The sequence below is a fragment of the Clostridium sp. UBA7339 genome, assembly GCF_002470865.1.
Taxonomy (GTDB): Bacteria; Bacillota; Clostridia; order Clostridiales; family Clostridiaceae; genus Clostridium_J; species Clostridium_J sulfidigenes.
On record NZ_DKPI01000003.1, the window covers coordinates 462,539 to 488,453 of the forward strand.

24 protein-coding genes and 1 pseudogene are annotated in these 25,915 nt (G+C 29.9%); 6 read left to right on the forward strand and 19 right to left on the reverse strand.

Going from position 1 to position 25,915, the window contains the following annotated elements; all coding sequences use genetic code 11:
- Nucleotides 1-117: 117 nt before the first annotated feature.
- Complete coding sequence (locus B2S02_RS02610) at nucleotides 118-987, reverse strand: methionyl aminopeptidase (protein ID WP_346920245.1); 870 nt, start codon at nucleotides 985-987, stop codon at nucleotides 118-120.
- A 31-nt stretch (nucleotides 988-1,018) separates the two neighbouring features.
- Nucleotides 1,019-1,699: a DUF5680 domain-containing protein gene (locus tag B2S02_RS02615; protein WP_346876855.1), complete on the reverse strand. Its 681-nt coding sequence runs from the start codon at nucleotides 1,697-1,699 to the stop codon at nucleotides 1,019-1,021.
- A 406-nt stretch (nucleotides 1,700-2,105) separates the two neighbouring features.
- Between B2S02_RS02615 and B2S02_RS02620 the strand changes: the two genes are divergently transcribed.
- Complete coding sequence (locus B2S02_RS02620) at nucleotides 2,106-2,699, forward strand: ATP-dependent Clp protease proteolytic subunit (RefSeq protein ID WP_346846719.1); 594 nt, start codon at nucleotides 2,106-2,108, stop codon at nucleotides 2,697-2,699.
- A 200-nt stretch (nucleotides 2,700-2,899) separates the two neighbouring features.
- Here B2S02_RS02620 and B2S02_RS02625 read toward each other — a convergent pair whose 3' ends face one another.
- From B2S02_RS02625 to B2S02_RS18225, 4 genes and pseudogenes are all read right to left on the reverse strand, one after another.
- On the reverse strand, nucleotides 2,900-4,081 hold the full coding sequence (locus B2S02_RS02625; RefSeq protein ID WP_346878946.1) for a GNAT family N-acetyltransferase: 1,182 nt from the start codon (nucleotides 4,079-4,081) through the stop codon (nucleotides 2,900-2,902).
- Between the two features lie 634 nt (nucleotides 4,082-4,715).
- The gene (locus B2S02_RS02630) at nucleotides 4,716-5,414 is read right to left on the reverse strand and encodes a LiaF transmembrane domain-containing protein (protein WP_346846717.1); all 699 of its coding nucleotides are present in this window, start codon (nucleotides 5,412-5,414) and stop codon (nucleotides 4,716-4,718) included.
- A gap of 1 nt (nucleotide 5,415) precedes the next feature.
- A complete protein-coding gene (locus B2S02_RS02635) occupies nucleotides 5,416-5,871 on the reverse strand; it encodes a LytTR family DNA-binding domain-containing protein (RefSeq protein ID WP_346920246.1) in 456 nt (151 codons plus the stop codon).
- Nucleotides 5,872-6,177: 306 nt separating this feature from the next.
- Nucleotides 6,178-7,457, reverse strand: a pseudogene (locus tag B2S02_RS18225) (serine hydrolase domain-containing protein).
- A gap of 407 nt (nucleotides 7,458-7,864) precedes the next feature.
- On the opposite strand from B2S02_RS18225, the gene B2S02_RS02650 reads away from it, so the two are divergent.
- Entirely contained in the window at nucleotides 7,865-9,955 is a 2,091-nt protein-coding gene (locus B2S02_RS02650; protein ID WP_346920249.1) for a peptidoglycan-binding protein, read from the forward strand.
- Between the two features lie 124 nt (nucleotides 9,956-10,079).
- On the opposite strand, the gene B2S02_RS02655 is transcribed toward B2S02_RS02650, so the two are convergent.
- From B2S02_RS02655 to B2S02_RS02675, 5 genes are all read right to left on the reverse strand, one after another.
- A complete protein-coding gene (locus B2S02_RS02655) occupies nucleotides 10,080-10,223 on the reverse strand; it encodes a hypothetical protein (RefSeq protein WP_346878949.1) in 144 nt (47 codons plus the stop codon).
- Nucleotides 10,224-10,262: 39 nt separating this feature from the next.
- Entirely contained in the window at nucleotides 10,263-10,748 is a 486-nt protein-coding gene (locus tag B2S02_RS02660) for a hypothetical protein (protein ID WP_346846713.1), read from the reverse strand.
- A gap of 129 nt (nucleotides 10,749-10,877) precedes the next feature.
- Nucleotides 10,878-12,041 carry a MerR family transcriptional regulator gene (locus B2S02_RS02665; RefSeq protein ID WP_346920250.1) on the reverse strand — a complete coding sequence of 388 codons (1,164 nt, stop codon included), beginning with the start codon at nucleotides 12,039-12,041 and terminating at the stop codon, nucleotides 10,878-10,880.
- Between the two features lie 379 nt (nucleotides 12,042-12,420).
- Nucleotides 12,421-13,275, reverse strand: coding sequence for a DUF6544 family protein (locus B2S02_RS02670; protein ID WP_346920251.1), 855 nt, complete (start codon nucleotides 13,273-13,275; stop codon nucleotides 12,421-12,423).
- Nucleotides 13,259-13,726: a MarR family transcriptional regulator gene (locus tag B2S02_RS02675; protein ID WP_346878952.1), complete on the reverse strand. Its 468-nt coding sequence runs from the start codon at nucleotides 13,724-13,726 to the stop codon at nucleotides 13,259-13,261. Before B2S02_RS02675 ends, B2S02_RS02670 begins: the two co-directional genes overlap by 17 nt.
- Before the next feature lie 622 nt (nucleotides 13,727-14,348).
- Here B2S02_RS02675 and B2S02_RS02680 point away from each other — a divergent pair.
- The gene (locus B2S02_RS02680; protein WP_346920252.1) at nucleotides 14,349-14,621 is read left to right on the forward strand and encodes a DUF3795 domain-containing protein; all 273 of its coding nucleotides are present in this window, start codon (nucleotides 14,349-14,351) and stop codon (nucleotides 14,619-14,621) included.
- A gap of 302 nt (nucleotides 14,622-14,923) precedes the next feature.
- Here B2S02_RS02680 and B2S02_RS02685 read toward each other — a convergent pair whose 3' ends face one another.
- The gene (locus tag B2S02_RS02685; RefSeq protein WP_346920253.1) at nucleotides 14,924-15,628 is read right to left on the reverse strand and encodes an XRE family transcriptional regulator; all 705 of its coding nucleotides are present in this window, start codon (nucleotides 15,626-15,628) and stop codon (nucleotides 14,924-14,926) included.
- A gap of 141 nt (nucleotides 15,629-15,769) precedes the next feature.
- Between B2S02_RS02685 and B2S02_RS02690 the strand changes: the two genes are divergently transcribed.
- Together B2S02_RS02690 and B2S02_RS02695 are read left to right on the forward strand one after the other, a co-directional pair.
- Nucleotides 15,770-17,011: a DNA polymerase thumb domain-containing protein gene (locus B2S02_RS02690; protein WP_346920254.1), complete on the forward strand. Its 1,242-nt coding sequence runs from the start codon at nucleotides 15,770-15,772 to the stop codon at nucleotides 17,009-17,011.
- 9 nt (nucleotides 17,012-17,020) lie between these two features.
- The gene (locus B2S02_RS02695; protein WP_346846701.1) at nucleotides 17,021-17,257 is read left to right on the forward strand and encodes a hypothetical protein; all 237 of its coding nucleotides are present in this window, start codon (nucleotides 17,021-17,023) and stop codon (nucleotides 17,255-17,257) included.
- A 120-nt stretch (nucleotides 17,258-17,377) separates the two neighbouring features.
- Here B2S02_RS02695 and B2S02_RS02700 read toward each other — a convergent pair whose 3' ends face one another.
- The 6 genes from B2S02_RS02700 to B2S02_RS02725 all read right to left on the reverse strand — a co-directional run bounded on the left by B2S02_RS02700 (nucleotide 17,378) and on the right by B2S02_RS02725 (nucleotide 22,781).
- On the reverse strand, nucleotides 17,378-18,055 hold the full coding sequence (locus B2S02_RS02700; protein WP_346846700.1) for a class I SAM-dependent methyltransferase: 678 nt from the start codon (nucleotides 18,053-18,055) through the stop codon (nucleotides 17,378-17,380).
- Nucleotides 18,056-18,077: 22 nt separating this feature from the next.
- A complete protein-coding gene (locus tag B2S02_RS02705; protein WP_346846699.1) occupies nucleotides 18,078-18,416 on the reverse strand; it encodes a DUF6054 family protein in 339 nt (112 codons plus the stop codon).
- 218 nt (nucleotides 18,417-18,634) lie between these two features.
- Nucleotides 18,635-20,866 carry an RNA polymerase recycling motor HelD gene (helD, locus tag B2S02_RS02710; protein WP_346920279.1) on the reverse strand — a complete coding sequence of 744 codons (2,232 nt, stop codon included), beginning with the start codon at nucleotides 20,864-20,866 and terminating at the stop codon, nucleotides 18,635-18,637.
- A 325-nt stretch (nucleotides 20,867-21,191) separates the two neighbouring features.
- Nucleotides 21,192-22,016, reverse strand: coding sequence for a GNAT family N-acetyltransferase (locus B2S02_RS02715; RefSeq protein WP_346920255.1), 825 nt, complete (start codon nucleotides 22,014-22,016; stop codon nucleotides 21,192-21,194).
- A 13-nt stretch (nucleotides 22,017-22,029) separates the two neighbouring features.
- Nucleotides 22,030-22,476, reverse strand: coding sequence for a GyrI-like domain-containing protein (locus B2S02_RS02720; RefSeq protein WP_346920256.1), 447 nt, complete (start codon nucleotides 22,474-22,476; stop codon nucleotides 22,030-22,032).
- Nucleotides 22,464-22,781: a helix-turn-helix transcriptional regulator gene (locus B2S02_RS02725; RefSeq protein ID WP_346920257.1), complete on the reverse strand. Its 318-nt coding sequence runs from the start codon at nucleotides 22,779-22,781 to the stop codon at nucleotides 22,464-22,466. Before B2S02_RS02725 ends, B2S02_RS02720 begins: the two co-directional genes overlap by 13 nt.
- Nucleotides 22,782-23,347: 566 nt before the next feature.
- Between B2S02_RS02725 and murC the strand changes: the two genes are divergently transcribed.
- Nucleotides 23,348-24,763, forward strand: coding sequence for a UDP-N-acetylmuramate--L-alanine ligase (murC, locus tag B2S02_RS02730; RefSeq protein ID WP_346876864.1), 1,416 nt, complete (start codon nucleotides 23,348-23,350; stop codon nucleotides 24,761-24,763).
- A gap of 173 nt (nucleotides 24,764-24,936) precedes the next feature.
- On the opposite strand, the gene B2S02_RS02735 is transcribed toward murC, so the two are convergent.
- The gene (locus tag B2S02_RS02735; protein ID WP_346920258.1) at nucleotides 24,937-25,764 is read right to left on the reverse strand and encodes a class I SAM-dependent methyltransferase; all 828 of its coding nucleotides are present in this window, start codon (nucleotides 25,762-25,764) and stop codon (nucleotides 24,937-24,939) included.
- Nucleotides 25,765-25,915 lie beyond the last annotated feature (151 nt).

Sequence of the window (25,915 nt, forward strand, 5' to 3'; positions counted from 1 at the left end):
TAACTTACTCTAGATTTAAAGAAAGCTAATACAAAAGATTCCCCATTATTTTATTAGCTTTCTTTTATAATAGATTTCATTTTACGTTTCTTTTCCTACAGGCTTTTATCACATGATCTATCTAGCAATTATTTCTATTCCATCTTCAGTTACAAGAATTGTGTGCTCCCATTGTGCTGAAAGAGAATCGTCATCGGTAAGAACAGTCCACCCGTCATCTTCATCTATAAATATTTCATTACTTCCAGCATTTATCATTGGTTCAATGGTAAATACCATACCAGGTACTAAAACCATACCTGTTCCTCTTTTTCCCAAATGAGAAACAAATGGTTCTTCATGAATATCTAAGCCTACTCCATGTCCACCGAATTCTCTAACTACTGAATAACCATTACTTTCTGCATATTCTTGAATTGCAGCTCCAATATCTCCTAAGAACCCCCAAGGTTTAACTGCTTCTAAGCCTTTATTCAAACATTTTTTAGTTACTTCAACCAATTTCTTAGCTTCTTCATCTACTTCACCAATCATAAACATCCTTGATGCATCTGAGTAATATCCATTAAGTATAGTTGTTGCATCAACATTTACAATATCACCATTCTTTAGAATTACATCTTTACTAGGTATTCCATGGCATACAACATTATTTATTGATACACAAATACTTTTAGGAAATCCATCATAATTAAGAGTAGCTGGAATTCCACCTTTGGATATTGTATAGTCATGTGCCAATTTATTTATTTCTTCTGTTGCCATGCCTTCCTTAATGGTTTCACTAATTAAGTCTAAAAGACCATTATTAATCTCAGCACTCTTTCTTATTCCTTCAATTTGCTCTTTTGTTTTTATGAGGTTTCTAGTTGGTACTATATGACCTTTTCTTTTTAAATCACTTAACTTTTCATCAGATTCTAAATGACAGTTTTTATATTTTAATCCACTTTTGCACCAACATAAATTATTTCTGTTTAATTTCATAATCTTTTCCTCTCTCATATATTCATTTTAATTATTTAACTGATCCTCCATGGAAATGACATTCATAAACCTTAATATGGTCAAAATATATTTCCTCATGTCCTTGAAACCACTTAAATTCTCCATTTATTATACAATGATATTTATACTGCCCATTTTGATAAATAATAGGACCTCTATATGGATTCTCCTTAGTTACTAAACTCAAGGCTTCCTTTAAAAAGCTCCCTAAAAATCTTTCATCTAAAACTCTCCCAATATAATTCATTGACCAAAATGGAATATCATCTTGCCATAGTGCTTCCTCTCCTGCGAACCTCTCTCCACCTAAATATGTATCAATATATTTCAAGTTTCCTTCTACATATTTTAAATCATGAGAATTTGGTCTTGAAGATTCACTCTCTGTCCCCTCTCCAGCATATGTAGCTTTTTTAGCCCTACATAAGAAATCAATTATATTTTCATTTATATGATTATCGCTATGCTCTTCTATACATAAGCGGCAATTTTCTTCATAATCATTAACTAGTTTATCAATGCTTACTTTAAAATAATCACTTAGTGCAATCAGTCTAGCTATATCGGGATAAGATTGACCCACTTCCCATTTTGCAACTGCTTGCCTTGATATCCCTAAAACTTCAGCTAACTTTTCTTGTGATAGACCCTTTGCTTTTCTAAGTGTTTGCAATTGTTCTTGAAAACTCATTGTTTAATCACCTCTTATATAAGTATACTGATAATATTATCATGTTTCTACCAATTAAGTATAACAAATTTGACAACCTAAAGTTGCTTTAAATAAAAAGGTAATTTTAATACTGTTAAATCATATCTTTCCTATTACTTTTATAATATATATTTAGTTTCTATAATATATATTTATTTTCTATAATTTACCAATTATTTTAACTATATTGTAAAAAAATTAAATTAGTGTTAGTATAGTTATTACTAAAACAAATATAGTAAATATAGTAAATTATAAAAACGGATTCATAATATAGTGGCAATTTTTTCGTATTAATCAATTTAAATCCAACTACTAGGTTATAGAAATATACAGCTATATATTCATAACTTAAATATATTTAAGATTATAGGAGGAAAATAATATGATTTTTTATAGTAAAGAGAGCGAAAAAGAGGAAATTTCAAAAGACACACCCAATATAGTCATGGAAAAATTATTGAAATCAAGAACTATAGTTATTTCTGGTGAGATTAATCAATCTTTAGCAGAAAAAGTAGTTACTCAACTTTTAATCCTTGAAGAAATGGGAAATGACCCTATTAAAATATTTATAAATAGTCAAGGAGGGCATGTTGAAGCTGGAGATACAATACATGATATGATAAAGTTCATTACACCAAAAGTTATAATGATAGGTACAGGTTGGGTAGCAAGTGCTGGTATAACAATTTATCTTGCAGCTGATAAAGAAAATAGATATTCTCTTCCTAATACAAGATATATGATTCATCAACCATTAGGAGGATTTAATGGTCCAGCTACAGACATCGGTATTGAAGCTGAAGAAATATTAAGAGTTCGTAAAAGAATTAATAAAATTATAAGTGAAGCTACTGGTCAACCACTAGAAAGAGTTGAAAAAGACACTGATAGAAACTATTGGTTAAGTTCTGATGATGCTATAACATATGGTATAGTCAATAAAATAATATCAAATCATTCTGATTTGAAGTAATTTACAGAGTTTTTTTCACAGGCTCCACAGATCCTTTAGAAGTTTAATTTAAAACTTATAAAAACCTCAGTTATATCTGAGGTTTTTGCTTTATATTCCATTATTCTTCTCAACATATTGAACTAACTTAACTCCTTTATTCATTTCTGCCAATCTACCTTTTGTATTAATATTATTTTGCCTTATCCTTTAATATTTAATCAATCCCATTGACCTGGAAATCTTAATTTTTGTAGCTTTGGGAATTTTTTATTATATTCTTCAACTTCTACCTTAGGTAGATTTTCAAAAACTTCCGATTCGTAGAATTTACCTTTTATATCTTTCATACTATCTTCTGCTAATTCAATTCCCATAAATGCATCAAAGTTTTTACCATCAGCAGTCGTAATATTAAAATTATCACAGGTTTTAAATCCTATTCGAGGATAATAATCTGGTTCTCCAAAAATTACAATACCTTTATACCCTTTATTTGTAGCTAGCTTCATTGTTTCCCGTAATAACAGCTCACCAACTCCACTTCCTTGCCATTTAGGCTCTACACAAAGAGGACCAAAGGTTATAATTTCATGGGTATCTACACCATCAACAATCTTTGCCTTTGAATACATTATACATCCTATTACTTTACCATCCTTTACTGCTATTCTGCTGAGCTCTGGAAGATAGTCTTTATTCTTACGTAATTTATGCACTAGGTAATGTTCGTCACAGCCAAGATGATGTTTGTTCCAAAAAGCATGTTGTGTCATCAGCTCCACATTGTACCAATCATCCTCTGTTTCCATTCTAATTTCTACCTCTTCACCATTTAACTTTTTCTTTTCTTCTGGAAACCATCCAAATTCTAATCTAACTTCTTTTCTTTGTAAGTCATTATTTCTATAGCAGCAAGCATCCATACCAATCAAAGTAAATCCTTCATGCTGATAAAAATCCACTGCATTAACATTGCAAGACTGTGTTTCTAGTATAATAGCTCTACGACGTTCTCTTCTTGCTTGTTCCTTTACAACCTGAATTAATGCATGTCCTATTCCATTCTTTTGATATTCTTCTGCTACCCAAAGTTCTGTAATTCTGAGACGATTAGACCATAGTTCTTGATCTGTTTCAATTGCAGCAATTAATTTATCTTTAACTAACACTCCCCAAGCATAAGCATTCTCCCAGTGGTCTTCATATAACTTATCTGGAAAATCATACTCTTCTGGTGTATGGGTTACTGGCTCGCTAAAGTCTTTCTTTTCTATATCAATAGTAAAGCCTTTATCCGTTTCATTTACTACAACATCATAATATTTATCTGTAGTATAACCTATCGGGATTATAGTTTCCTTCCATTTATCCTTTGCTAAATGTATAATTTCATATTCCATAGTATTTACCCCCAACTTTTCATACTTTCAATTATATTTATTTTCTATGTTTTTTTAAGTCCTATTCTTCTAATTAATTCAACAATCGCTGTATAACATATTATTAACATGTACATTAATCGTACTGCTAAGTGTAGGTTTGGGAGAAAAATTACTATAAATCCTAGAACACATACGACATACATAGAAATTATAATATTATTCATAATCCACATAAAATATATCAATGCTATTATGCTAATTAAACTTAATATATAAAATAAAATTCTCAATTTCGTATATTCTTTCTTGGTTAAAGTATTTAGTAAAATATTAATAAACCTTGATGTTTCCACATCAGGATTATTTTTTTCTTTATAGTGTACCTGTAACAATAAATCCATTAACCCTACCCCTTATAATGTATTATATGTAAACTATATACATATACAATTATGTTGTCAAGAAAATTTTTAAGGTAGCAAAACATATTGTGTTCCTAATTACCTAGTTTTATAGTACTTTTAGCTAGAGCAATTTTTCATTCTAGCTAAAAAACAGATTTACCTATAGTACACGCTTCTCCCTAACAGTTATAAGACATACTATTTAAAATATAATACCTATGCATAGAGTGCATAGGTATTATATTTATTTAGATATAAATTATTTCTACTCCTGAAAAATCTATACATCCACATATAGTTAGAATATTATCTGCTGTTCCTTCATTTCTATTTTTTTCAGTTATTGCACTAAAAGATGTAGTAGATATATTTTCAACAGTCCAATTTCTAGGTATATATAACTCTACACCAGAAAAAAAAGCTTCTATATTAACATATCCTTTTCCTTCATAAAGAACAGCATTATCAAAATACACTTTCATTGCTCCAAAGCTACACTTTAAATCTGCTTGTTCAAATTTATCTGTATTTATATACTTAATACTTCCAGCAAATGAGGTCTTTAACTTTATATGACTTTCATCTTCCGTATCAATAGTATTAAATTTAGAAGAATCCCAATTACTTTTTCTGCGAGACCACTTAGGATGTTTATTAAAAACCATAGAAAGACCGACACTTCCAAGTAATGCTGCTATTAATACTGTCCATGGAGTGATAGCTGTTATACCAAGCTGTTCATCATAATCAATACAAATGAGTGCTATTGGGAATAAAATGCCTGCGAAATTAGCTTTTAATACACTCTTTATAATGATACCAACTAAGAAAATTGTAAATAAAATTGTAAAAATATTTGTATCTGAAAAATATCCAAGTTTATAGATAATTAAAGCAATTCCACATAGTATAAGAGAAAGTCCTCCCGAAAGTCTACTGTTATCCATTTTATCTCCTCTTTTCTAATAATTTATTTTTTAGTGGTTTATAATAATATCTTGAAACATACACCTGTTTGTGAGTATTTTGAAATTCGACCTTACTTGATGATGATAGACTATGTGTTATGGAGTAAATATGATTTGTATTTAGAATTGTTGATTTTGAAACTCGCATAAAATATCCTGGCAAAAACTCTTCAAGTTCGTAAAGCTTGTATTTCACGTTATATATATTGTCTATAGTATGTGCACAAACCCTATTTCCTTCAGTTTCAAAAAATATTATTTCTTCCAAAGAAAGATAATATTCGGTATTACCTCTATAAAAAGTTATACATTTCTTGCATGATAGCATATCGTGAAACATAATTTGAATATTTTTAATGTCTTCATTAAGTTCACTACATCTAATAATAACTTCATTTTCGCTTATTTTATTATCTACCTCAATTCGTATTTTCATATTTTCACTCCCCATATTTTTATTATATTAACTATTTTTTCCCTTGTAAATATAACAACAGTAAGTGGTTAGTTATTGTCTATAAGTGGTATGTTTTTATACATATGTTATATTAAAATATATAAAATAAGAAGTTTATCTGTATTGATATAGAAGTTACCCTATTGCTAAAATACTTGTTCCAGGTAAATAGAAAACATTTTAAATTTAAAAAAGCAGCCTTTTTCAGACTGCTTTTTTGAATTCTAAACAAGCAATTTATATTTTTATATGAAATAATTCTCTTTAAGCTTTGAAGTGTATCAATTATTGTTTTTTAGCTCCCCAAAAGTACATTTCTCCATTCTTGTTTTTATAAAAGGCATAACTCTCATCAATCCAAGTATGATGAAATTCAGTTTCTGATATTGGATACATGGGTATAATATATTCATCATCTAGAACAAAAAACATTTTTTCTTTGGCCCTTCCAACAGTGAGTTTCTCGCCGTCCCCTTTATATATCCCTATATATTCTTCATATATTTTGGAATCTAAAGCATATTCGAGTGGTCTACTTGGAAATTGATATTCCTCTTGAAACATTATAGCAGCAAGAATATCTGTAATACGCCAAACTGCTGTAAATCCATAATTACTTAATACAATAATACTTACTTGTTCATTGATGTATCTGTCAAATCCAGTTGTGAACCCCAATCCACCGCCGTCGTGACTTATCCTCTTGCGTCCGTACATTTCATCTATAAACCATCCATATCCATAATCATTATCCTCAGTTCCTCTTTCTCCGGAATTTGCATATGGTGAAAATATAGTATTCAGTGTTTCCTCTGAAACAAGGCCTCCATTATATAAAGCTTGATCCCATATTAGCATGTCCTCAACTGTAGAATAGATTTCCCCTGATCCAAATGTTACATCCATGTTTACATAATCAGTATGGATTAAATCATTATCATTTAGATAATACCCATTAGCTAGCCCTGGTATAATTGCTTTATTTTTTTCAATACCAGTATTCTTCATATTTAAAGGCTGAAAAATGTTCTTACTTAAAAACTCATCATAGGTCACACTTGAAACATTTTCAATAATACATGCAAGCAAATAGTATCCGTAATTAGAGTAATTCACCTTTCCCCTGGCTCACACAAAAGAGGTTTATCTTTAAATATATTAAACATATCTTCATGTGTATGCTTTGATTTACTATACATTATTGGAAAGTTTGGTCCAAATAAATATTGAAGACCGGAAGTATGAGTTAAAAGATGATGTATAGTTATTCTTTTATCAAATTGATGAAATTCAGGAAAATAATTAGTAATGCTTTCATTAACATCTAATAAGCCTTTTTCTTGTAACATCATCACTGCTATAGCGGTAAATTGTTTTGTTATAGAACAAATTCTAAACTTTGTTTGTGATGTATTGGGAATACTATGTTCTATAGAAGCCTTTCCATAGCCTTTTTTAATGATAGTCTCACCCTTTTCAGCTACTAATATGGAACCACTAAATGCCCATGTATTGCAGTATAATTCCATAAAATCATTTATTTTTGTTGCTAGTAAACTGTTCATTACTATACTCCTTACTTACATTCTTTATTTTTTAGTTCTATTTAATATAATTTTAGAGTTAATAAAATTATATTACAATAGTAGAAAATATTTCTATATCATTTTTTACATAAAGCTACCACCTATTATAAGAGTAGTAGCTTTAACCTAAAAATTTCTATCATAATTTTCTCCTTTATGTATTAATACTCTTATTTTTAAATGTATAAGACTTAATAATACCTTTCTTGTATCACCCTAATCTTTATCCCTCAATGAACAAATATCAATTTAGGCAGTCTTATCCTTTAGGACAGTTTAGCATTAATAGCTGATTACAATATAATTATTTTTTATACCGCAATGTGACAGTATCAAAACAAATATCCATCAATATAATATATTAGAGTAATATTTAGTGGTGTAAAATGGGAAAAGGATATATAATAGTTCAACTTTCAAAAGAACAAGAAGCCTTACCTATCACAAGTGCAAAGATAAAAATTAGAGATCAAAAAACAAAAGAGGTTATTTTTGAGACAGACAGTGGTGTAGATGAAAGTGGCAGAAGTGAGATTATTGAGTTAGATGCTCCCGATAAAAATTTGTCATTAGAACCAATGAATAAAACATATATTCCTTATGCTAGATATGATGTGTTAGTAACGGCAGAAGGATATAATAATGTACTAATAGAAGGTGTTAGTATTTTTGATGAAACTACTTCTATTCAAAATGTATCATTAACTGAGATAGTTAAAGTTGGTGCAGCTGCATTTTACAACACAACGGAAAATAGGATTGTTATACCTCCTCATCAATTATTATTGGATGTTCAAAGAGATCAGAAAACTGGAGTGTTATCTCAACCTTTTGTATTAAGAGAAGTATATATACCAGAGTATATTACAGTACACCTTGGAGCTCCTAGTGCATGGGCGCAAAATGTCACTGTCAGGTTTGTAGATTATATTAAAAATGTTGCTTCCCATGAAGTTTACCCAACATGGCCTGAAGAATCCCTAAGAGCCAACATTTATGCCCAAATAACCTTTGCCCTTAACAGAGTTTATACAGAATGGTATGTAAGTAGAGGTTATTCATTTCAAATAACAAATTCTACAGCCTATGATCAATATTTTGTATATGGAGGAAATGTATTTGAGAATGTAAGCGAAATTGTAGATTCTATTTTTAATGAATATTTTTCTATAGTTAATAGTAATGCACCATATTTTACACAATATTGCAATGGTACAACAGCTAAATGTAATGGGTTATCTCAGTGGGGAACTGTAGACTTAGCAAATGGTGGTAGAAATGCTTTTGAAATATTACAGTATTATTATGGTAATGATAAAATACTAAAAAGAACTCCAATAATTGCTGGGTTAGTTGAGTCATATCCTGGATCAGCAATAAGGAGAAACGATAGAAACTCCAATGTAACTATAATACAACAACAGTTAAATAGAATATCACAAAATTATCCTGCTATTCCTAAGTTAATTCCTGTAGATGGAATCTTTGGACCTAACACTGAAGCATCCGTTAAAGTATTTCAAAGAATATTTAATTTAGTTCAAGATGGAATAGTGGGAAGAGCAACCTGGTATAAATTATCAGCAATTTATACTGCTGTAAAAAGATTAGCTGAATTAGATCAAGAAGCAGAAGAAAATATGATTATTGAAGAATTAGATGGAAGTTTTGATGGAGATTATCCATTAGGAGGATTAAAATATGGTTCTAAAGGAGGAAAAGTAAGGGAGCTACAAGTATATTTAAGTACCCTAGCAGAGGCTTATGGATTAAAGAAAAATGCTATAACTGGTATTTTTGATTATGAAACTCTGGAAACCTTAATGGAATTTCAAAAGGCATTTAATTTGCCTATTTTAAAATCAGTTGATAGAAGGCTTTGGAATACTATATACTGTGCCTATGTAGATTTAGAAGACATTTACTCAGTAGAGGACTTAACTAGATATCCAGGGTATGTTTTAAGGAAAAATTTTAGCAATAAAGATGTAAGAAGACTTAAAACAATGCTTAGAAAGATATCTACATTATATAAAGAGATACCAGAAGTTAATGTTGATAGAGATTTTGATGGAAGAACACAAAATGCTGTGTTAAGATTTCAAAGAACCTTTGGATTAGTTCAAAATGGCGAGGTGGATATTAATACTTGGAGGAATATTGTATTTGTATATTTGGCATTAGACTCTGGTAGGGATATAAATACCTCATATATTCTTTTCCCATTCCCATTTGAACTAAAACTTGGAGATAACAATGGGTATGTTGCTGTTCTTAAAGAGTATATGAATGTTTTAGCTAAAAACGGATATAACATAAGAATTCTACCTATAGATAATATATTTGACTTAGCAACGGAAAGAAATGTTAAGAGTCTTCAAAAGGTATTTTACCTAAGGAGAACTGGAGTTGTGGATAGAATAACCTGGGAAAAAATCGCATCAACCTATAACGACTTCTTCACTGGTAGAAGGTAAGGTCCATTCTTAAAATTTATATAGCTATGGAAAAACAGCTAACTTCAACAAAAAGAGAGTAGGTAAATTTGTATTTACACAAATTTACCTACTCTCTCTTAACCTAAATTAAACTTTAATAAAATTATAATCTTCTGATTGGGAAAATAAATATAATTGTCCTATACCCTGCTTCTCTAGCAAGCTGCATTGTTGTTTCTAATAATAAACCACCAATACCTGTGTTCTGTAAATCAGTTTCCACACAAAGTGGTCCAAAGGTTATCACATCATAAGTTTCTTTATCATTAACAACTTCGTGCTTTGTTTATCTATCATATTTCATTCTTAGCTTAATTGGTATAAATGTTTCCATCTGTGCCCATCCCTGTGCCTTGATAATATCCTTAGGAGTAATAATATGTCCCATACTATAATGATTATTGCGTTCATCCAATTCAAACAATTCTGATTTATTAATGTATTCTATAGCCTCATTATACAATTTACTACTCATTTCTTCATCACCGTCTCTATATGTGTAAGTAAGATAATACCCGCCATCAAAGTCAACTACATCGTTACTACCGCTATCCATGTCATCATTTAGCGCCCACCACCAAACCATACCTTGTTCGACAGGATCAAAAAATAAAAAATCTCGTGGCATAAAGTCATCTCGTGGTAATGGCTTAATATCAGAAAAATATGCATCAAACTTTCCCAATATTCCTTCTGCAGAAAAATCAAAATTTTTATCAACCCCTGATGAAGCAGCTTTAAACGGTGGTAATGAAACAATTCTAAATTTCATAATTCCATCTCCTTGTATATATTACAAAAATTTTATTTTACCTAATTATAACATATATCCTAGCGCCAATATACGTTAATACTTGTAACCTTCTTTCTATATGGCAAATCCTTCATAGTTTTTAATTCATTACTTACTATTTTCAGCATAAAACTTTAAAGCTTCCCCCATAAATTTAGATGCTCCACTTCCATATTGTTTATCAATGGCTTTTATCCATGTGGAATTTGATAAATAAAGCTCTGCTGTATAACTCCAATGATTCTCTCCCTCATCTACTTTGTAAAATCCTTGACTTTTTTTAGTTGCATCTGATATTTCTTCAACAATTTGTTGAACCTCTTTTGAATAAGGATCTTTACCTAAGTCCGATGTAAGCTTTTTATATAGCTTTTCTAATTTAGGCTGCCTATCTCCCAAATAATTTTTTAGAGCTTCTCCGATAAATTTAGATGCACCATTTCTATATTTCTTATCCACTTCTTCTATCCACTTAGGATATACCAAATAAATTTGCACCATATAGTACCAATGATCATTCCCATTATCCATTTTGAAAATTTCATAATCTTTTTTAGCTATATCTGTTATTTCTTCAGCAATTTCTTGAATCTCCTTTGAAGAAGTATCTTTACTTAAGTCAGATGTAAGCTTTTTAAATAGTTCTTTTAATTTAGGGTGCTTATCTTCCAAGCAATCTCTTTTAAACTCATCATATTGTTCTGCTAAAGTAAACGTAGCACTATTGTTAAGATTTTTCTTTAAAGCCATAGCATATTTCTCAATACTTCCATATTTCTTTATAGCCATTTTAGCAATTTCATCTTCCTTGGATTTACATTTTTCAATATGGTCATTATATTTATCTACACTACCATAAATTTCAATTACCTTATCCTCGTGTTCTGTTTTAAATTCTTCCAATACATTAAAATATTCACTCATATCAAATTCTTTAAAATTCATTGTGCTTTCTCCTTTTAAGGTTTTATTTATAAGCTCTATTAAGCCATTCAATCTCTTGCGTTTTAACATAAGCAGCTTTTTTTGATTTTTTAGTGCTTGCATTTTATCAAAGTATGGACTCGACATTATCTCTTTAACATCTTTTAAAGGTATATCAAGCTCTTTGAAAAATAAAATTTGCTGTAGAGTTTTAAGGGCTTCATCATCATAAAGTCTATATCCTGCCTCTGTAATCTCACTTGGCTTTAATAATCCTATTTCATCATAGTAATGTAGTGCGCGCACACTTATTCCTGTCAAATCCGAAACTTGTTTTACTGTTCTCATTGCTACACCTCAAAGTTTGATTTTACAGCTATCAATATTATCTAATACTCAGCCGGCTATGAGTTTTGGTTAATATATTCGAGCTATATTTTTATATTACACTATGACGTGGTGTTAGGGTCAACGCTTTATAAAAGAATTTACAGACTCTTTAGTTTTCTTGTTTTTCAAGTTTAAGCAAAGAAAGCTCATGAGAAAAGAGGCTGTGACAAAGTATTTTCATACTTTTGTCACAACCTCTGTTTCACAAGTCTGTCTACTCTCCCCTATATTTGAACCTCTAATGTAAAACTTATAATATTATATTTTCATATAATAATTTTAGGAAAAGAGTTTCCACCTATAGATTCAAACCATATCTACTGTAACTACCAATCTACTAATAGAATGTATATTCTATATCAGTACCATCAAAATATATTATATCTTCATTATCAAAATGCCACTTAGATTTTAATCTATTAGGTAATAGTAAATCACCATTATTCTTATAATCTTCATATAGCGCAGACCATTTTCTATGTTCTAATCTTCCATCATTATAGGTAAGTGCTCTATCATCAGTTATAAATTCAACAAGCTCTCCACTGTCTAAGAATTTATAAATTCCACTTGCCTTTATGTTATCATATGTTATTGATACACCCACTGTATTTTTATCTATTTCTTTTATGTCTACATCTCCACTTAATAACTGTGACGGCATAAATATAATTTCAGCAAGCCAGGTCACTAAGGCTGCTTTATTCATTTCTTTCCCACGTTGATTGAATAGAGTAATATTTTTTGCTACTACTCCCTTCATCCCACCTTCACCATTAATAAATGAGTCCAAGCCTTGAAATGGTATGCCATAAAGTGATGAATCTATAAAAGCAAATCTAGTTGGAACATCTCCAAAAATATGCTCTGAATAATCTATTTTCAATGTTTTATTCATCTCTATATTTACAAAATCAGCATCCTTAAAATTAAAACTCACATGGTTACTACTAACCTTATTAACTAGCTTAGTATAGCTATAAAAATTCTGCATGGATTGTGGTAAATCCTCCAATGTATATTTAGCAGCTTTTTTATTTTCATTAATATTTTCTTCACTTTCAACTAAATAATCCTTAAAGTTTGTTTTTAATCTTGAATAAGGTACATTGAAATAAATAACTAATATAGATACTAATAATAAAATTGCGCCTAAAATTAACCCCATTTTTCTCTTAACTCTCCTCTTCATTTTGTTTCTCCAATACCATAATATTTTTCTCTAATTGCTTTACTCCTTTAAATACACCTAATAACATTTCTTCATCAAAATCTGCAAACAAATTTTCAATATACCTTTCTTCACTTTCCATTCTTTGTTCAAAATAGTCTGTACAGTACTTTGTTAATTCTAATCTTTGTATTCTACCATCCTCTTTATCCTTAACTATTACTAAGAAGCCTCTTCTTTCTAATATACTAGCCATCTTTTTAACATTCTGTCTTGAAGTCCCCATTCTTTCCGCAGTCATTGAAATTGTTGGAGCTTCATATTTAAAGCTAGCTATAATAGCAATCAAAAACCATTGCTTTGTAGATATATTAGAATCGAATTTATCTCCTAGTAGTTGTAATTTATTAGATAAAGCAAATATACCTCCATATATATAAGCCTCCATTTTCTTATCCTCTTTTTTATCCACTATTCATCACACTCCATAAAAATTATATTAACCAATATTTATTTATTGCAACATAAAGGTAACTAGTTACATATATAATTATACGTAACTAGTTATCTTTGTGTCAATACTTACAAAGAGATAATGTATACTTAATTTTATTATAGTCTTTCTCTAATATCTTAAACTTATAAATATAATTGTTGTATACTTTATTTCCCTCACTACCAGGTAATACAATGAACTTACGTTGCCAAGTGCAGAAAACAAATCAATCCATGTATCAATGCTGTTTCCCAATTCATAAATATACACGTCCTTTTATTCTCACAATATATTACTGTTGTGATGCTTTATAATACTGTTGTTAATTATAATATATATTTTTCATTATTAATCCCCGCTATAAACAACATCACCTCATTCCCATATTATACCATATATATTAACTACCTCAGTAATTCATATCATATTAAATAAATTTTCCCTTATTTAACCTATGGCTACATAAAAAATCAGCATAATTATGAAATTATATTGATTTTTTACAATTAATGCTATAATTTGTATGTAAATAGTCTATAATTTATTAGATTATAGTTAAATACTATTGTGTATAAAACATACAGGGGGATAAGTTTCGATGGATAATAAACAGGTTATGAGTCTGATAGGGAAATGTGGCTTTTATTGTGGTAGTTGTCCAGATTATATTCAAGGAGATTGTACTGGTTGCCGTACAGCACATAAAAAAGGAGATTGTTATACTTTTGATTGTGTGGATATACATAAAATAGAATTTTGTGGAACTTGCGATAAATTTCCATGCAATGAAATAATGACAAGAGATAAGGCAACTGTTTTAGATACCAGATGGTTGCAATGGAAAGCAACAAAGAAAATCACTAAAAAATAGGCATGATGCGTTAACTTATATTTTTTTCAAACTCATTCTTCTCCAACATTTACAAAGTAAATATTAAAGTTTAGTATAATTCTATTGCTATTTATTTTTCATATTTTTACATACTTAATCCTAACTTCAAAATTGGAAATTCCCTAAAACCCGCATGACCACAACAACTATTTTAATAGTTATATATTTCTATAGTTAAATAGGTTCATATTTTTATAGTTAAATAGTTTCCTACTCAAATCAATTAAGGGAACTCTTAAAAAGAATTCCCTTAATTGATTTGAGTATCTATAAAAAATTTATTACTCTACAACCTTCCCAAAGCAATGAAACTCTACATTTCTTGGAACACTTATAGGCGCATATTTTTCATTAAGGGAAATAAGCTTAATTCCATCTCCACAAATAGAAATCTTTTTACAGTAGGAGTTATTTTCAAAGGCAAATACTCCAATTTCTCCATCCTCCAAAATGTCCTGTTTATGAATCCAAACTATTTGGCCATTCACAAAACGAGGCTCCATACTATCTCCTGAAATTCTAACTCCAAAGTCTGCTTCCATAGGAACATCACTACCTACTTCAATGATTTCACAGGAGTTGTCATCTAGATATCTACCAGTTCCTGCAGATACCGGTAAATCATAAAGAGGAAGCTTTCTCATATATATTACTTTTTCTTCTTTAACCTCATTACTATACATACCGCTGGCAATAAGGAGCGTTATGTATTCTTCTACCTTATTTTTCCCCTCTTGATTTAGATTAGATAAAGGTGAGTCTACACTGCAATCCCCAAAGGTTCCCAGTACATCACTAACCTTTAGTGCTTCACAAAGAGCTAAAAACTGATAAGCATTGGGAGTAGTATAATTAGTTTCCCACTTACTAACCTTTTGATTCGTCACATCTATACCTTTGTTTTTTATAAACTCAGCTACTTCATATTGGGATAAACCTATAGCTTCCCTTGCAGCTGTTATTTTTTCTCCTAGGGTCTTTTTCATAGTAGACACCTCCTTATGTTAATTGTATATTAGTGGAATGATAATTACAATAGAAAAATATCATTATATGATATATAAAACTATTTACTTATCATATAATGATATATAATATTAATATATCATATATGGAGATGGTTTTATTTGGAACGAGTAATTTTACATTCAGATATTAATTCTTGTTATGCAAGTATTGAACTTTTGCATCATCCCGAGCTAAAAGGAAAACCAGTGGCAGTTGGTGGAGACCCTGAAGCTCGTCATGGAATTGTCCTTGCTAAGGATGAAATAGCTAAAAAATTTGGGGTGAAAACAGGAATGCCTTTGTGGCAGGCAAAACAGCTATGTCCTGGAATTATATTTTTGCCACCAAGGATGGATCTTTATCTAAGATTTTCTAGAATGGCCCATGAAATATATGGGCATTACACAGATATGCAGCAGGCTTTTGGAATAGACGAAAGCTGGCTAGATGTAACAGGGAGCTGTGGGCTTTTTGGCAATGGCTTTGAAATAGCAAAGCAAATTAGCAATAGAATGAAGGAAGAATTAGGTATAACAGTTAGTATAGGAGTTTCATGGAATAAGATATTTGCAAAGCTAGGCTCTGATTATAAAAAGCCTGATGCTATAACTGCAATTTCAAAGGAAAATTATAAGAACATAGCTTGGTCTTTGCCAGCTTCAGACCTTTTATATGTTGGTAGAAGCACCAATGCAAAACTTAAAAGCATAAACATAAATACTATTGGAGATATAGCCAAAACCCATCCTGATTTTCTTAAAAGGCATCTAGGGAAAATGGGACTTATTCTACATTCTTTCGCCAACGGTTATGACACTTCAGAAGTACTAGTTGAAAGTTATAGTGCTCCCATAAAATCTATAGGTAATAGCACTACTACGCCTAGGGATTTAGTTTGTGATGAAGATGTATGGCTTATTATAATAGTTTTAGCTGAAAGTTTTACAAAACGACTTAGAGAAAATGGATTAAAATGTACCGTAGTTGAAATATCAGTTAGAGATACCAAGCTTTGCAGTTTTTCAAGGCAAAGGAAACTTCTAACTCCTACCAATATAACCAAGGAAGTTGCCCAGGCAGCCTTTAAGCTATTTAAAGAAAATTATAGCTTTAAAAATCCCGTAAGAAGTATTGGTGTAAGAGGTGCTGACCTTGTAATTGATACAATGCCAGTACAGACAGATTTATTTATGGACAATGAAAAAAGACTTAAACTGGAAAAAATAGATGAGGCTTTAGACCAAATTAGAAGACGTTTTGGATATAAGAGTATTCATAGAGCTATTATGTATACAGATAGGAATTTATCAAGGATTAATCCTTGTGAGGATCATACAATACATCCTCATTGTTATTTTTAGGAGGTAATTATGTCAAAGATTTATGTGGATGTTTTAGCAGAGTTTACAAAGGAAGGTGTATTAAAACCCAGAGAAATAATTTGGGAAGATGGCCGCCACTATGAAGTAGACAAAATAATAGACATAAGACCAGCTGCTAGCTTAAAAGCTGGAGGAGCCGGAATTAGATACACTTGCAAAATTCAAGGCCGTGAAAAGTACGTATTTTACGAATCAAATTACAAATGGTTTGTAGAGGGAAAGTAGATAAAATAACCCTTCATAACATAGAAATGTATTATGAAGGGTTTCATGGATGAATGTAAAATGCTCCCTACCTAAATCTCAATATGATATTTTTTTATGAAAATTAAGGATAGACTAAAATTAATCTATGGACTTTTTAATAATAAGAAATAGACTAGACTCATCTACTTCTTCAATGCTATAATCACTACCGAATTCCTCACCAAACTTTTTAAGTTCATCTTCAGAAAATGTATTAGCAACAAATCCGTCCTTACACACAATCATACCATCATGAGTTTTTTCCAAATCAATTTCTCCAAGTAGCCCCTTATCCGCCTGTTCATAGAACCAGGCTATACGATGATTCCAAAATTTAGGGCTGTATGTGCTAAAATAAGCCTTTCCTCCAGGAATAAGCACTTTCATACATTGTCTAATTAAATCCATAGGGTATCCTTTCATAGCTGATAAACCATTTTGTAAACATAATACCACATCAAATTCTTCACCAAATTTAAGGTCGTGGGCATCCATAACTTCAATACTACATTTAGGGCTTTCTTTTATATAATTCCTACCAAGTTCTACAGAGTCCTTTGAAATATCAATACCTACAAGCTTTGATGCAAAAGGTGCCAGTTCCTTAATTATACGTCCATAGCCTGTTCCAACCTCCAACACCTTCTCATTACCCTGTAAATTTTCACCCACAAATTTGATTTCTTCACCTAAATAACGCTTAATTCTTGGATATTTTGAATCATAAACCTTAAACAATTTTGTAGAATTTAAACTTTGTTCATAGTAATTATACACAAATACACCTCCCAATTACTGTTTATATTATATAATTTTTTAATATTTCTCTTGGAGAATTAGTAAATTTATCACTTGCTCCCCAGTCAAATCTAAATAGTCCTTCACCACCACCGGCACCTATGCAGTGAACATGTGTAACATCATGAACATTATTTATGCATACTGTTAATGTAAGCCTGTTCCCTGCCCTATAGAAATGTTTTTCATAGACTATTACAATCATAGCATGAATATCATCAATATTTACAACATGATAATCTATCCTTTCACCTGTAATACTTTCATTTACTATTCCTTTATCTAATAATTCAGCTACTTCACTTAAGCTTAAATTAACATTAAAATTATCTCCAGCCATAATACTCGTCTCCCATAAAATATTTAATTAATTCAATTTGTATTTGCTCTACTATATGTTTATGAAAAACCACTACCCTTAAATTCCTATTTATCTAATGCCTTATAGTTATCTTTCCCTTTTATTATAACATATTTTGTAATTAATTTTCAGATTCAAGTTTTGATTACATTTTCATATAAAAAAAGATAGACTTTTTCAGTCTACCTTATTTCTTTTCACTTTAATAATGATGATACATTCCTTAAATAAAATATATCTAAAACATGTAGGGCTCTTGTACAAGCTGTATAAAGTAGCAATCTATCCTCTTCATCTTTATACTTTAAATCACTGGCATTATATATCATAACCACATCAAATTCCAAACCCTTAGCAAGATATGCAGGAATAACTAAAATATCATTAACATACTCATCATCCTCACTTATAATCATTTTAATATTAATCCTATCCTTCAAATGATTGTAAACCCTCTGTGCCTCATCAACATTTTTTGTTATTATTCCTATGGAATTATGCCCATCACCCTTATGAACTTTTACCTCTTCAACTATTCTTTCATTTATATCTTCTTCATCTAAAAGACCAGTTAATTTAGGCCACTCCCCACTTCTTTCCACGTATTCATCTTGAATTTCATCACTTAATATTTTTCGAGAAAATTTAGTTATTTCCATTGTTGATCTATAACTTTTAGTTAAATTTATTATAGAAGTATCCTCAGGTTTAAGTATATTTACAACATTGTTATAACTTCTAACATTCATATAAGGATTAATGGATTGAGATATATCGCCAAGGATTGTTTTATTGGCTTTGTTAAATAACTGATTAAAGATTTCATACTGTAATGGTGAGTAATCTTGAGCCTCATCAATAATTACATACTTCACTTCTTCTGTTTTTAGAATATCACCTACAGCTCCTTTTATAAATAATAAAGCTATTTGATCTTCATAATTTATCTTTTTAACCCCTAAATTCTCTAATGTATATCTTTTAATTTCTCTAATACTTTCATTATCATATTTAATATTTACCATCTTTAAGAAGTGTTCTAAATCTTCATAAAAGGCTTTATAGCAATCCATCAAATCAAATTTAGTTTTTTCTTTCACCTCATTAACTATAGAATTAATGTCTCTATTTACTAAAGATTTACTTCTTTTAACTATTTCATCTTTATCTAAGTGTTCACCGGATTCTTCCATTTCTTTTACTGCTTTATCAACCAATGTTTTTTCATAAGGTTCTATAACATATAGAATTCTTTGCTTTAGCTTTTCTAACCTTCTCTTAAGAGGAAGCCTCTTATAGTCCTTATAAAATAATTCCTGTATTTCCACTGCTGAAATTATAGTTTTCCCTCTTAAAGTAATATCTTTAAAATCTCTACCTATTTTTTCTAAGTGCTTTATATATATCTTTAATAAATTAACAAACTCAGCAGATGACTTAAACTTCAAGCTTTTAACCCTAATATCATAAGACTGCTCACTCTTATCACCAAAAATTGTCTCCATCATTGCACAATAATCTTCTTTATCTCCTACCTCCTCTAGAACTTTATGCATATATTCTTTAAATGTAGTTTGAAGCATATTCTCTTCCCCAAGCTGGGGTAAAACATTGGAAATATAATCATTAAAAATATTATTTGGGGAAAATATAACTATGTTTTTAGATGTTATGGTATCTCGATGCTTATATAATAAATATGCAATCCTATGAAGAGCAACAGAAGTTTTTCCACTCCCTGCAGGCCCCTGAACAATTAAATTTTTATATTTTTCATTACGAATTGCCTTGTTTTGCTCTCTTTGAATTGTAGTCACTATAGCCTTCATTTTATTATCGCTACTTTTACTTAATATATCTTGTAATACTTCATCATCTATTTTTATATTACTGTCAAACATATAATCAATCTTGCCATCACTAATTTTATATTGCCTTTTCATTGATATTTTGCCATTTATAATCCCATCAGGACATTTATAATTAGCACTTCCAATTTCATAATCATAAAACATACTAGAAACTGGTGCCCTCCAATCATATATAAAGAAATTAAAGTCTTCATCAATTAAATTAGAAATTCCAACATAATACTTTTCAGCTTTTTCTTCTCCCTCTTCCTCAAAATCCATTCTTGCAAAATAAGGAGATGAAATCATCTTCTCATATTTATCAACTAGCTTTCTTTCAAACTCATGGTTCCTCTTTTGAATTTTCATGGTATTAATAAACTGCATAAAATCTCCTATATGCTGCATACCATTTTCTACTGAAACAGCCCCAAGATTTTCCCATAATTCTCTTTGGGTTTCAATAGCTTCCTTTTTAAAATTATCTTTGGAGTTTTGCTTTTCTTTTAATTGCTTTTTTACTTCCCTAAGCACCTTTTCTAACCATTCCATTTCTACTAGCCATTCAGATTTATTTATTAACAAAATATCTCCTCCTTGTAATAAGCTTTAGCATTTTAGAATTAACATTGCTATTTTATCACATGTACCTTAAATTACCAGTCTATAATTACTTTGTTATATATGGTATAATTAAAGTGTAGAGATAGTATATTAAAACTTTCTAGCTTAAAAATAGTAAAAAGTGAAAAACTCCATTTATATGAAGTTTCTCACTCTTTATCATTTCTTCTCACTATACTAATTTTTCTTTTTATTTATTTTGTTTCTCAACAGATACACTTCACCCTAACTATTATAATTTGTGTTTTCCATTTAACCTCCCTATATTTATTCTACATAATTAAATAGTTATACCTGGAAACATGAAGTTCTTTTCAACCTCATTATATCCAAAAGATTTATATAAATTTATAGCACGTTTATTAAGTTCCCATACTTCTAGCTTTGTTTTATTTAAATTTTTTGACAAGAAATAATTAAATATATACTTAATTATAATTTTTGATATTCCTTTGCCACGTGCTTCTGATAAAACATATAAAGTTTCAATATAGCCGTAACCATCCTTTTCAAAGATTGTGCAACCACCTTGTATATTTCCATCAACTAAAAAATATAGATTTTTAAAATGCTTTTCCTTACTTTGTTCTAAAAGTGCATCTACATCTAAGGGTGATATAAAGATTTCATTATATATTGCACTATACTCCATAAGCTCCTTCTGAGAACTTAAATTTATCTCAGTTACTTCCACTTCAGTGAATGTATATTTAGGATTCTCTTCAATATCTGCTTCCATAATTATACTGTAGTTTTCATCAAAACCATTTTTAATATAGAAATCAAGCTTCTCATTGTTATATCCAAATCCAGAATATATTCTTGCTTTTAAGTCTGGTCTTTCCCTCTGAAGCTCTTTAGCCCTTAGGAATACCTTATCAAATAATTTTTGTTTAACTTCATCTTTTAAAAGCTTGTCTATATTAGATTCTATATAAATATCTATAAAGATAAGGTATGGTGTTTCATGGGCCTGATGATAATTTATATTAGGATATGTATAGGCACTTCCCAAATAGCTTCCATCATCACTAAAGGCTAAAAAAATATTTTCTTTACTATTACCGTACTGATCTTCCTTTGGATTTTTTATTTCAATACTCATTTTATCCCCCATTTTATTTTCTTTTTACTGGAATCCATAACTCACAACTATAATTAATATATTGATCATCATCCCAAAAATACTTTTCTATACATGGTCCTTCTATTTGTTCAAATCCTGATGATGGAAACCATTCTGAATATATTAGCCTCCATAAATCTGCTATGGCAAGGGTATTCAAGTTATCTCCCCTGCCATCGAAAACAGCCCATGTACATGAAGGTATGTTTACTATTTTATATTCATTAGGTATATCTTTATCAGGAACTTTCCACCCCATCATATATTTTCTACTTCCATCTTCTTTAAAATCATAATGAATTCCATAAAGTATATTCATTTTAGAATATCCTAAAAATTCATTAATCTTAAGATGGGTTCCATCCTCCCAAATTTTATCACAAAATTCTGGTATCTCTTTATACAATGCATTATCTATTAATGTAGTTAAAAAATCCACTCCAAAAATTTAAATTCATCTTGTTTAACTATTCTATAATTAATTTCGCATTCCCCTTTAATTGATATTTGAAATGAGAGTTTTGTAAATGATTTAAGTCTTGTATTGCCCTTTTTTATCATAGAAGGTGTTGAACCATGAAGTCTTTGAAAAGCTTTAGTAAACGTATCTGGACTTTCATAACCATATTTAGCAGCTACATCAATAATCTTTACATTTTTAGAAGATAACTCTTCACCAGCAAGTGTTAGCCTACGATTTCTAATATATTCTGTTAAAGTAACCCCAGTTAATGCATGAAACATTCTTTAAAAATGGTAACGTGATGTAAATGCAACCTTCGCTATTTCATCAATACTTATATTTGAACCTAAATTATCTTCAATATATTCAATTGCATTATTAATATCCTTAATTATTTCCAAAATTCTAACCTCCATTAAAGTATATAGTAACAAAGGATTTTATTCCCGTCTTACTGTGCTTTGTTTTGTCCATACTAATTTGATTATATTAATTTATTAATTACCTTATATTCTGTTAGTTCTTTGCCAAAGATGAAAAAATTCATTAAATTTAACTTCTTATTTATATTTTAAATACAACTTAATTTTTCACATATTATCAAATTTTTACTTAATTCTTATTATACATTACTTTAAAATTGAATTGAATGGTTTCTTGAGCTTCATGTGACAAGTCTATAATCATTTCTTTTTCACCCATTGGAAAACAATAGTAAATTCATGTTATAATTAATTTGAAATTGTAATTTAATGTGAATCAACTTTATTTTGAATAAATATCAGAACAAAGGCTTTTCTAAAACATATTCTTAATCTAAATTACATTATGATAGGAGTGAATTATATTGGAAAATAAAATAAAAGTGCATTTCATGGGTATATGCGGAAGTGGTGCTGCACCTATAGCAATTATTGCAAAGAACATGGGGTTTGATGTTTCAGGATGTGACTTGAATATATCAGGATATTATAAAGATGCTCTTTTACAAAATAATATAGATATTTTAAAAGGTCACGATTCAAGCCATATACAGGATATTGATATCTTAGCTATATCACCTGCCATTTTAGATATTTCACCGGATCATCCAGAAATACTTGAAGCTAAAAGAAGAGGAATTTTAATGACATGGCAGGAGTTTTCAGCTAAATATGTGCAAAATGAAAAGTTTGTTGTTTCCATTGCAGGTACCCATGGTAAATCTACAACTACAATTTTAATGGGACTTGTTTTGGAAAATGGTGGTCTAGATCCAATTGTTGAAGCCGGAACAACCTTTAAGAATTGGGGTGGTGGATACAGGTTAGGAAAGTCAGATTACTTTGTATGTGAAGCTGATGAATTCAATAATAATTTTTTAAATTATAGTCCTTCAATAGCTGTAATAAACAATGTGGAAATGGATCATCCAGAGTTTTTCAAGGATATAAATCATGTTAAGGATTCTTTTAAAAACTTTATAGAAAGGCTTAAAGGTCCAAAAATTTTAGTTGTTAATGAAGATAGTACAGCTATTAGAGAAATATTATGTGAGTTAAGACATTGGCTAAATGAAGAAGGAGTAAAAGTTATTGGATATTATATAGATAATAAGCTCGAATTCCCTTTCTACATGGAGTATAAAGCAGAATTGACTTCAAACACCCCTGAATATTCCTCCTTTAAAGTAGTAAATGGAGATAAAGAATATAATTTTAACCTTGGACTTATCGGTAAGCATAACGTTGAAAACTCTTTAGGGGTGTTAATTACTGCCCTAGAGTTAGGTGTTGATATAGATGCAATAAAGAATTCATTTAAAAATTTCAAAGGAATAGGAAGAAGACTAGAATTAGTAGCAGATATTGATGATATTAAGATTTTTGATGACTTTGCTCATCATCCTACAGCAGTAGCAACTACCTTAGATTCAATTAAACTTAGTTATCCAGGAAAAAAGGTTTTCGCTGTCTTTGAACCACATCAACTTTCAAGAACAAAGCTGTTTTTTAATGAGTTTGCTATAGCATTAAAAAAGGCAGATAGAGTTATTATTACAAATCCCTTCTTAGGACGAGAAGCAAATAAAAACATAGAGCCAGTTAATTTAGATATGCTATGTAGTGAAATAGATATAAATAAAGCTGAGTATATAAAAAGCTCTGATAAAATATGTAGTAAACTCCTTAATGAAGCTAAAAGTGGAGATATAATTATAGTTTTTGGAGCGGGTGAATCTTATAAATTATCTAGAAAAATTATTAATGTATTAAAAGAATAAAATAATAAGGTGTGTAATAAATTCAACATAATTTATTACACGCCCTATTTGCTTTAATTATAACTCAACTCATATGCGTTCGCTGAGTAAGTTCTACTAATTAAATATGAAATTTGAAGCATAACTCAAATGTAACTCTACTCATATGCGTTCAAATATAGCAATCATTCCTTTTATAACACTTTCTTAGGATTCTTAGCTATAAACATTCCGCTAGATTTAGGTATATCAATACTTCCTTCTCTTAAAATTATATCTTCCAAATATCTGTAAAAATCCTGTACTTTGCTCTCCGTCATTATATCCTGTATGTTCACATGTTCATCTAATGATAGAACATAATCCGCTAAAGGCTTTGCTTCTGTTATATGAAGGGAATCTTCATATACTAAAGTTTCAACAGAATCAAAATGCTTTGATAACTGCTCTGCCCCATTTTCTATACCAAATTCCTTTGCAACAGAAAAGGATTCATAATCAAGTTGAGAATCAAAATTTCTCACTAAGTCTTTTAGTCCCTTCATATTATAAAGACTATTGGTAGTAGCATAAAAAGTTCCATCTGCCTTAAGTATACGGGCAATTTCACTGATTGCTAAATCTCTATTTTCCACATGGTAAAGCATATGATTTGCAATGGCACACTGAAATGAATTGTCTTCATATTCAATATTTTGTATATCACTAACAGAATAATCAAATACTTCATCAATTCCAAAAAGGTTATCTTTTGCTGATCTCAACATACCTTCAGACAAATCTGTGAGAATCACCTGGATATCCTTTGGTATCCTATTTCTATTATTAGCCCATGTACTTCCATTCCCACATCCAAATTCAATAACTTTATCATTAGGCTTAAACTTATATTGATCAAATACCCAATTAAACCATCCATATTTATTTGTACTAAAACCATCATGTAAAGCTTGTCTGGCTTTTAAATTCTTATCTGAATTATACTGTCCCCTAACTATATCTCTGTTATTTGCTCTAGACACATAATCACTCCATTCCTATCATTCAACATTAAAACCTGACCTTTGTCATTACAGCCTCTCCCATTCATCCCCCCTTTCCATCAGGCAGATACAATCAGATTGTGTTCATAACTTGTTTATGTCTCCCTGGGGACTTTTCGAAGTAGCTTGT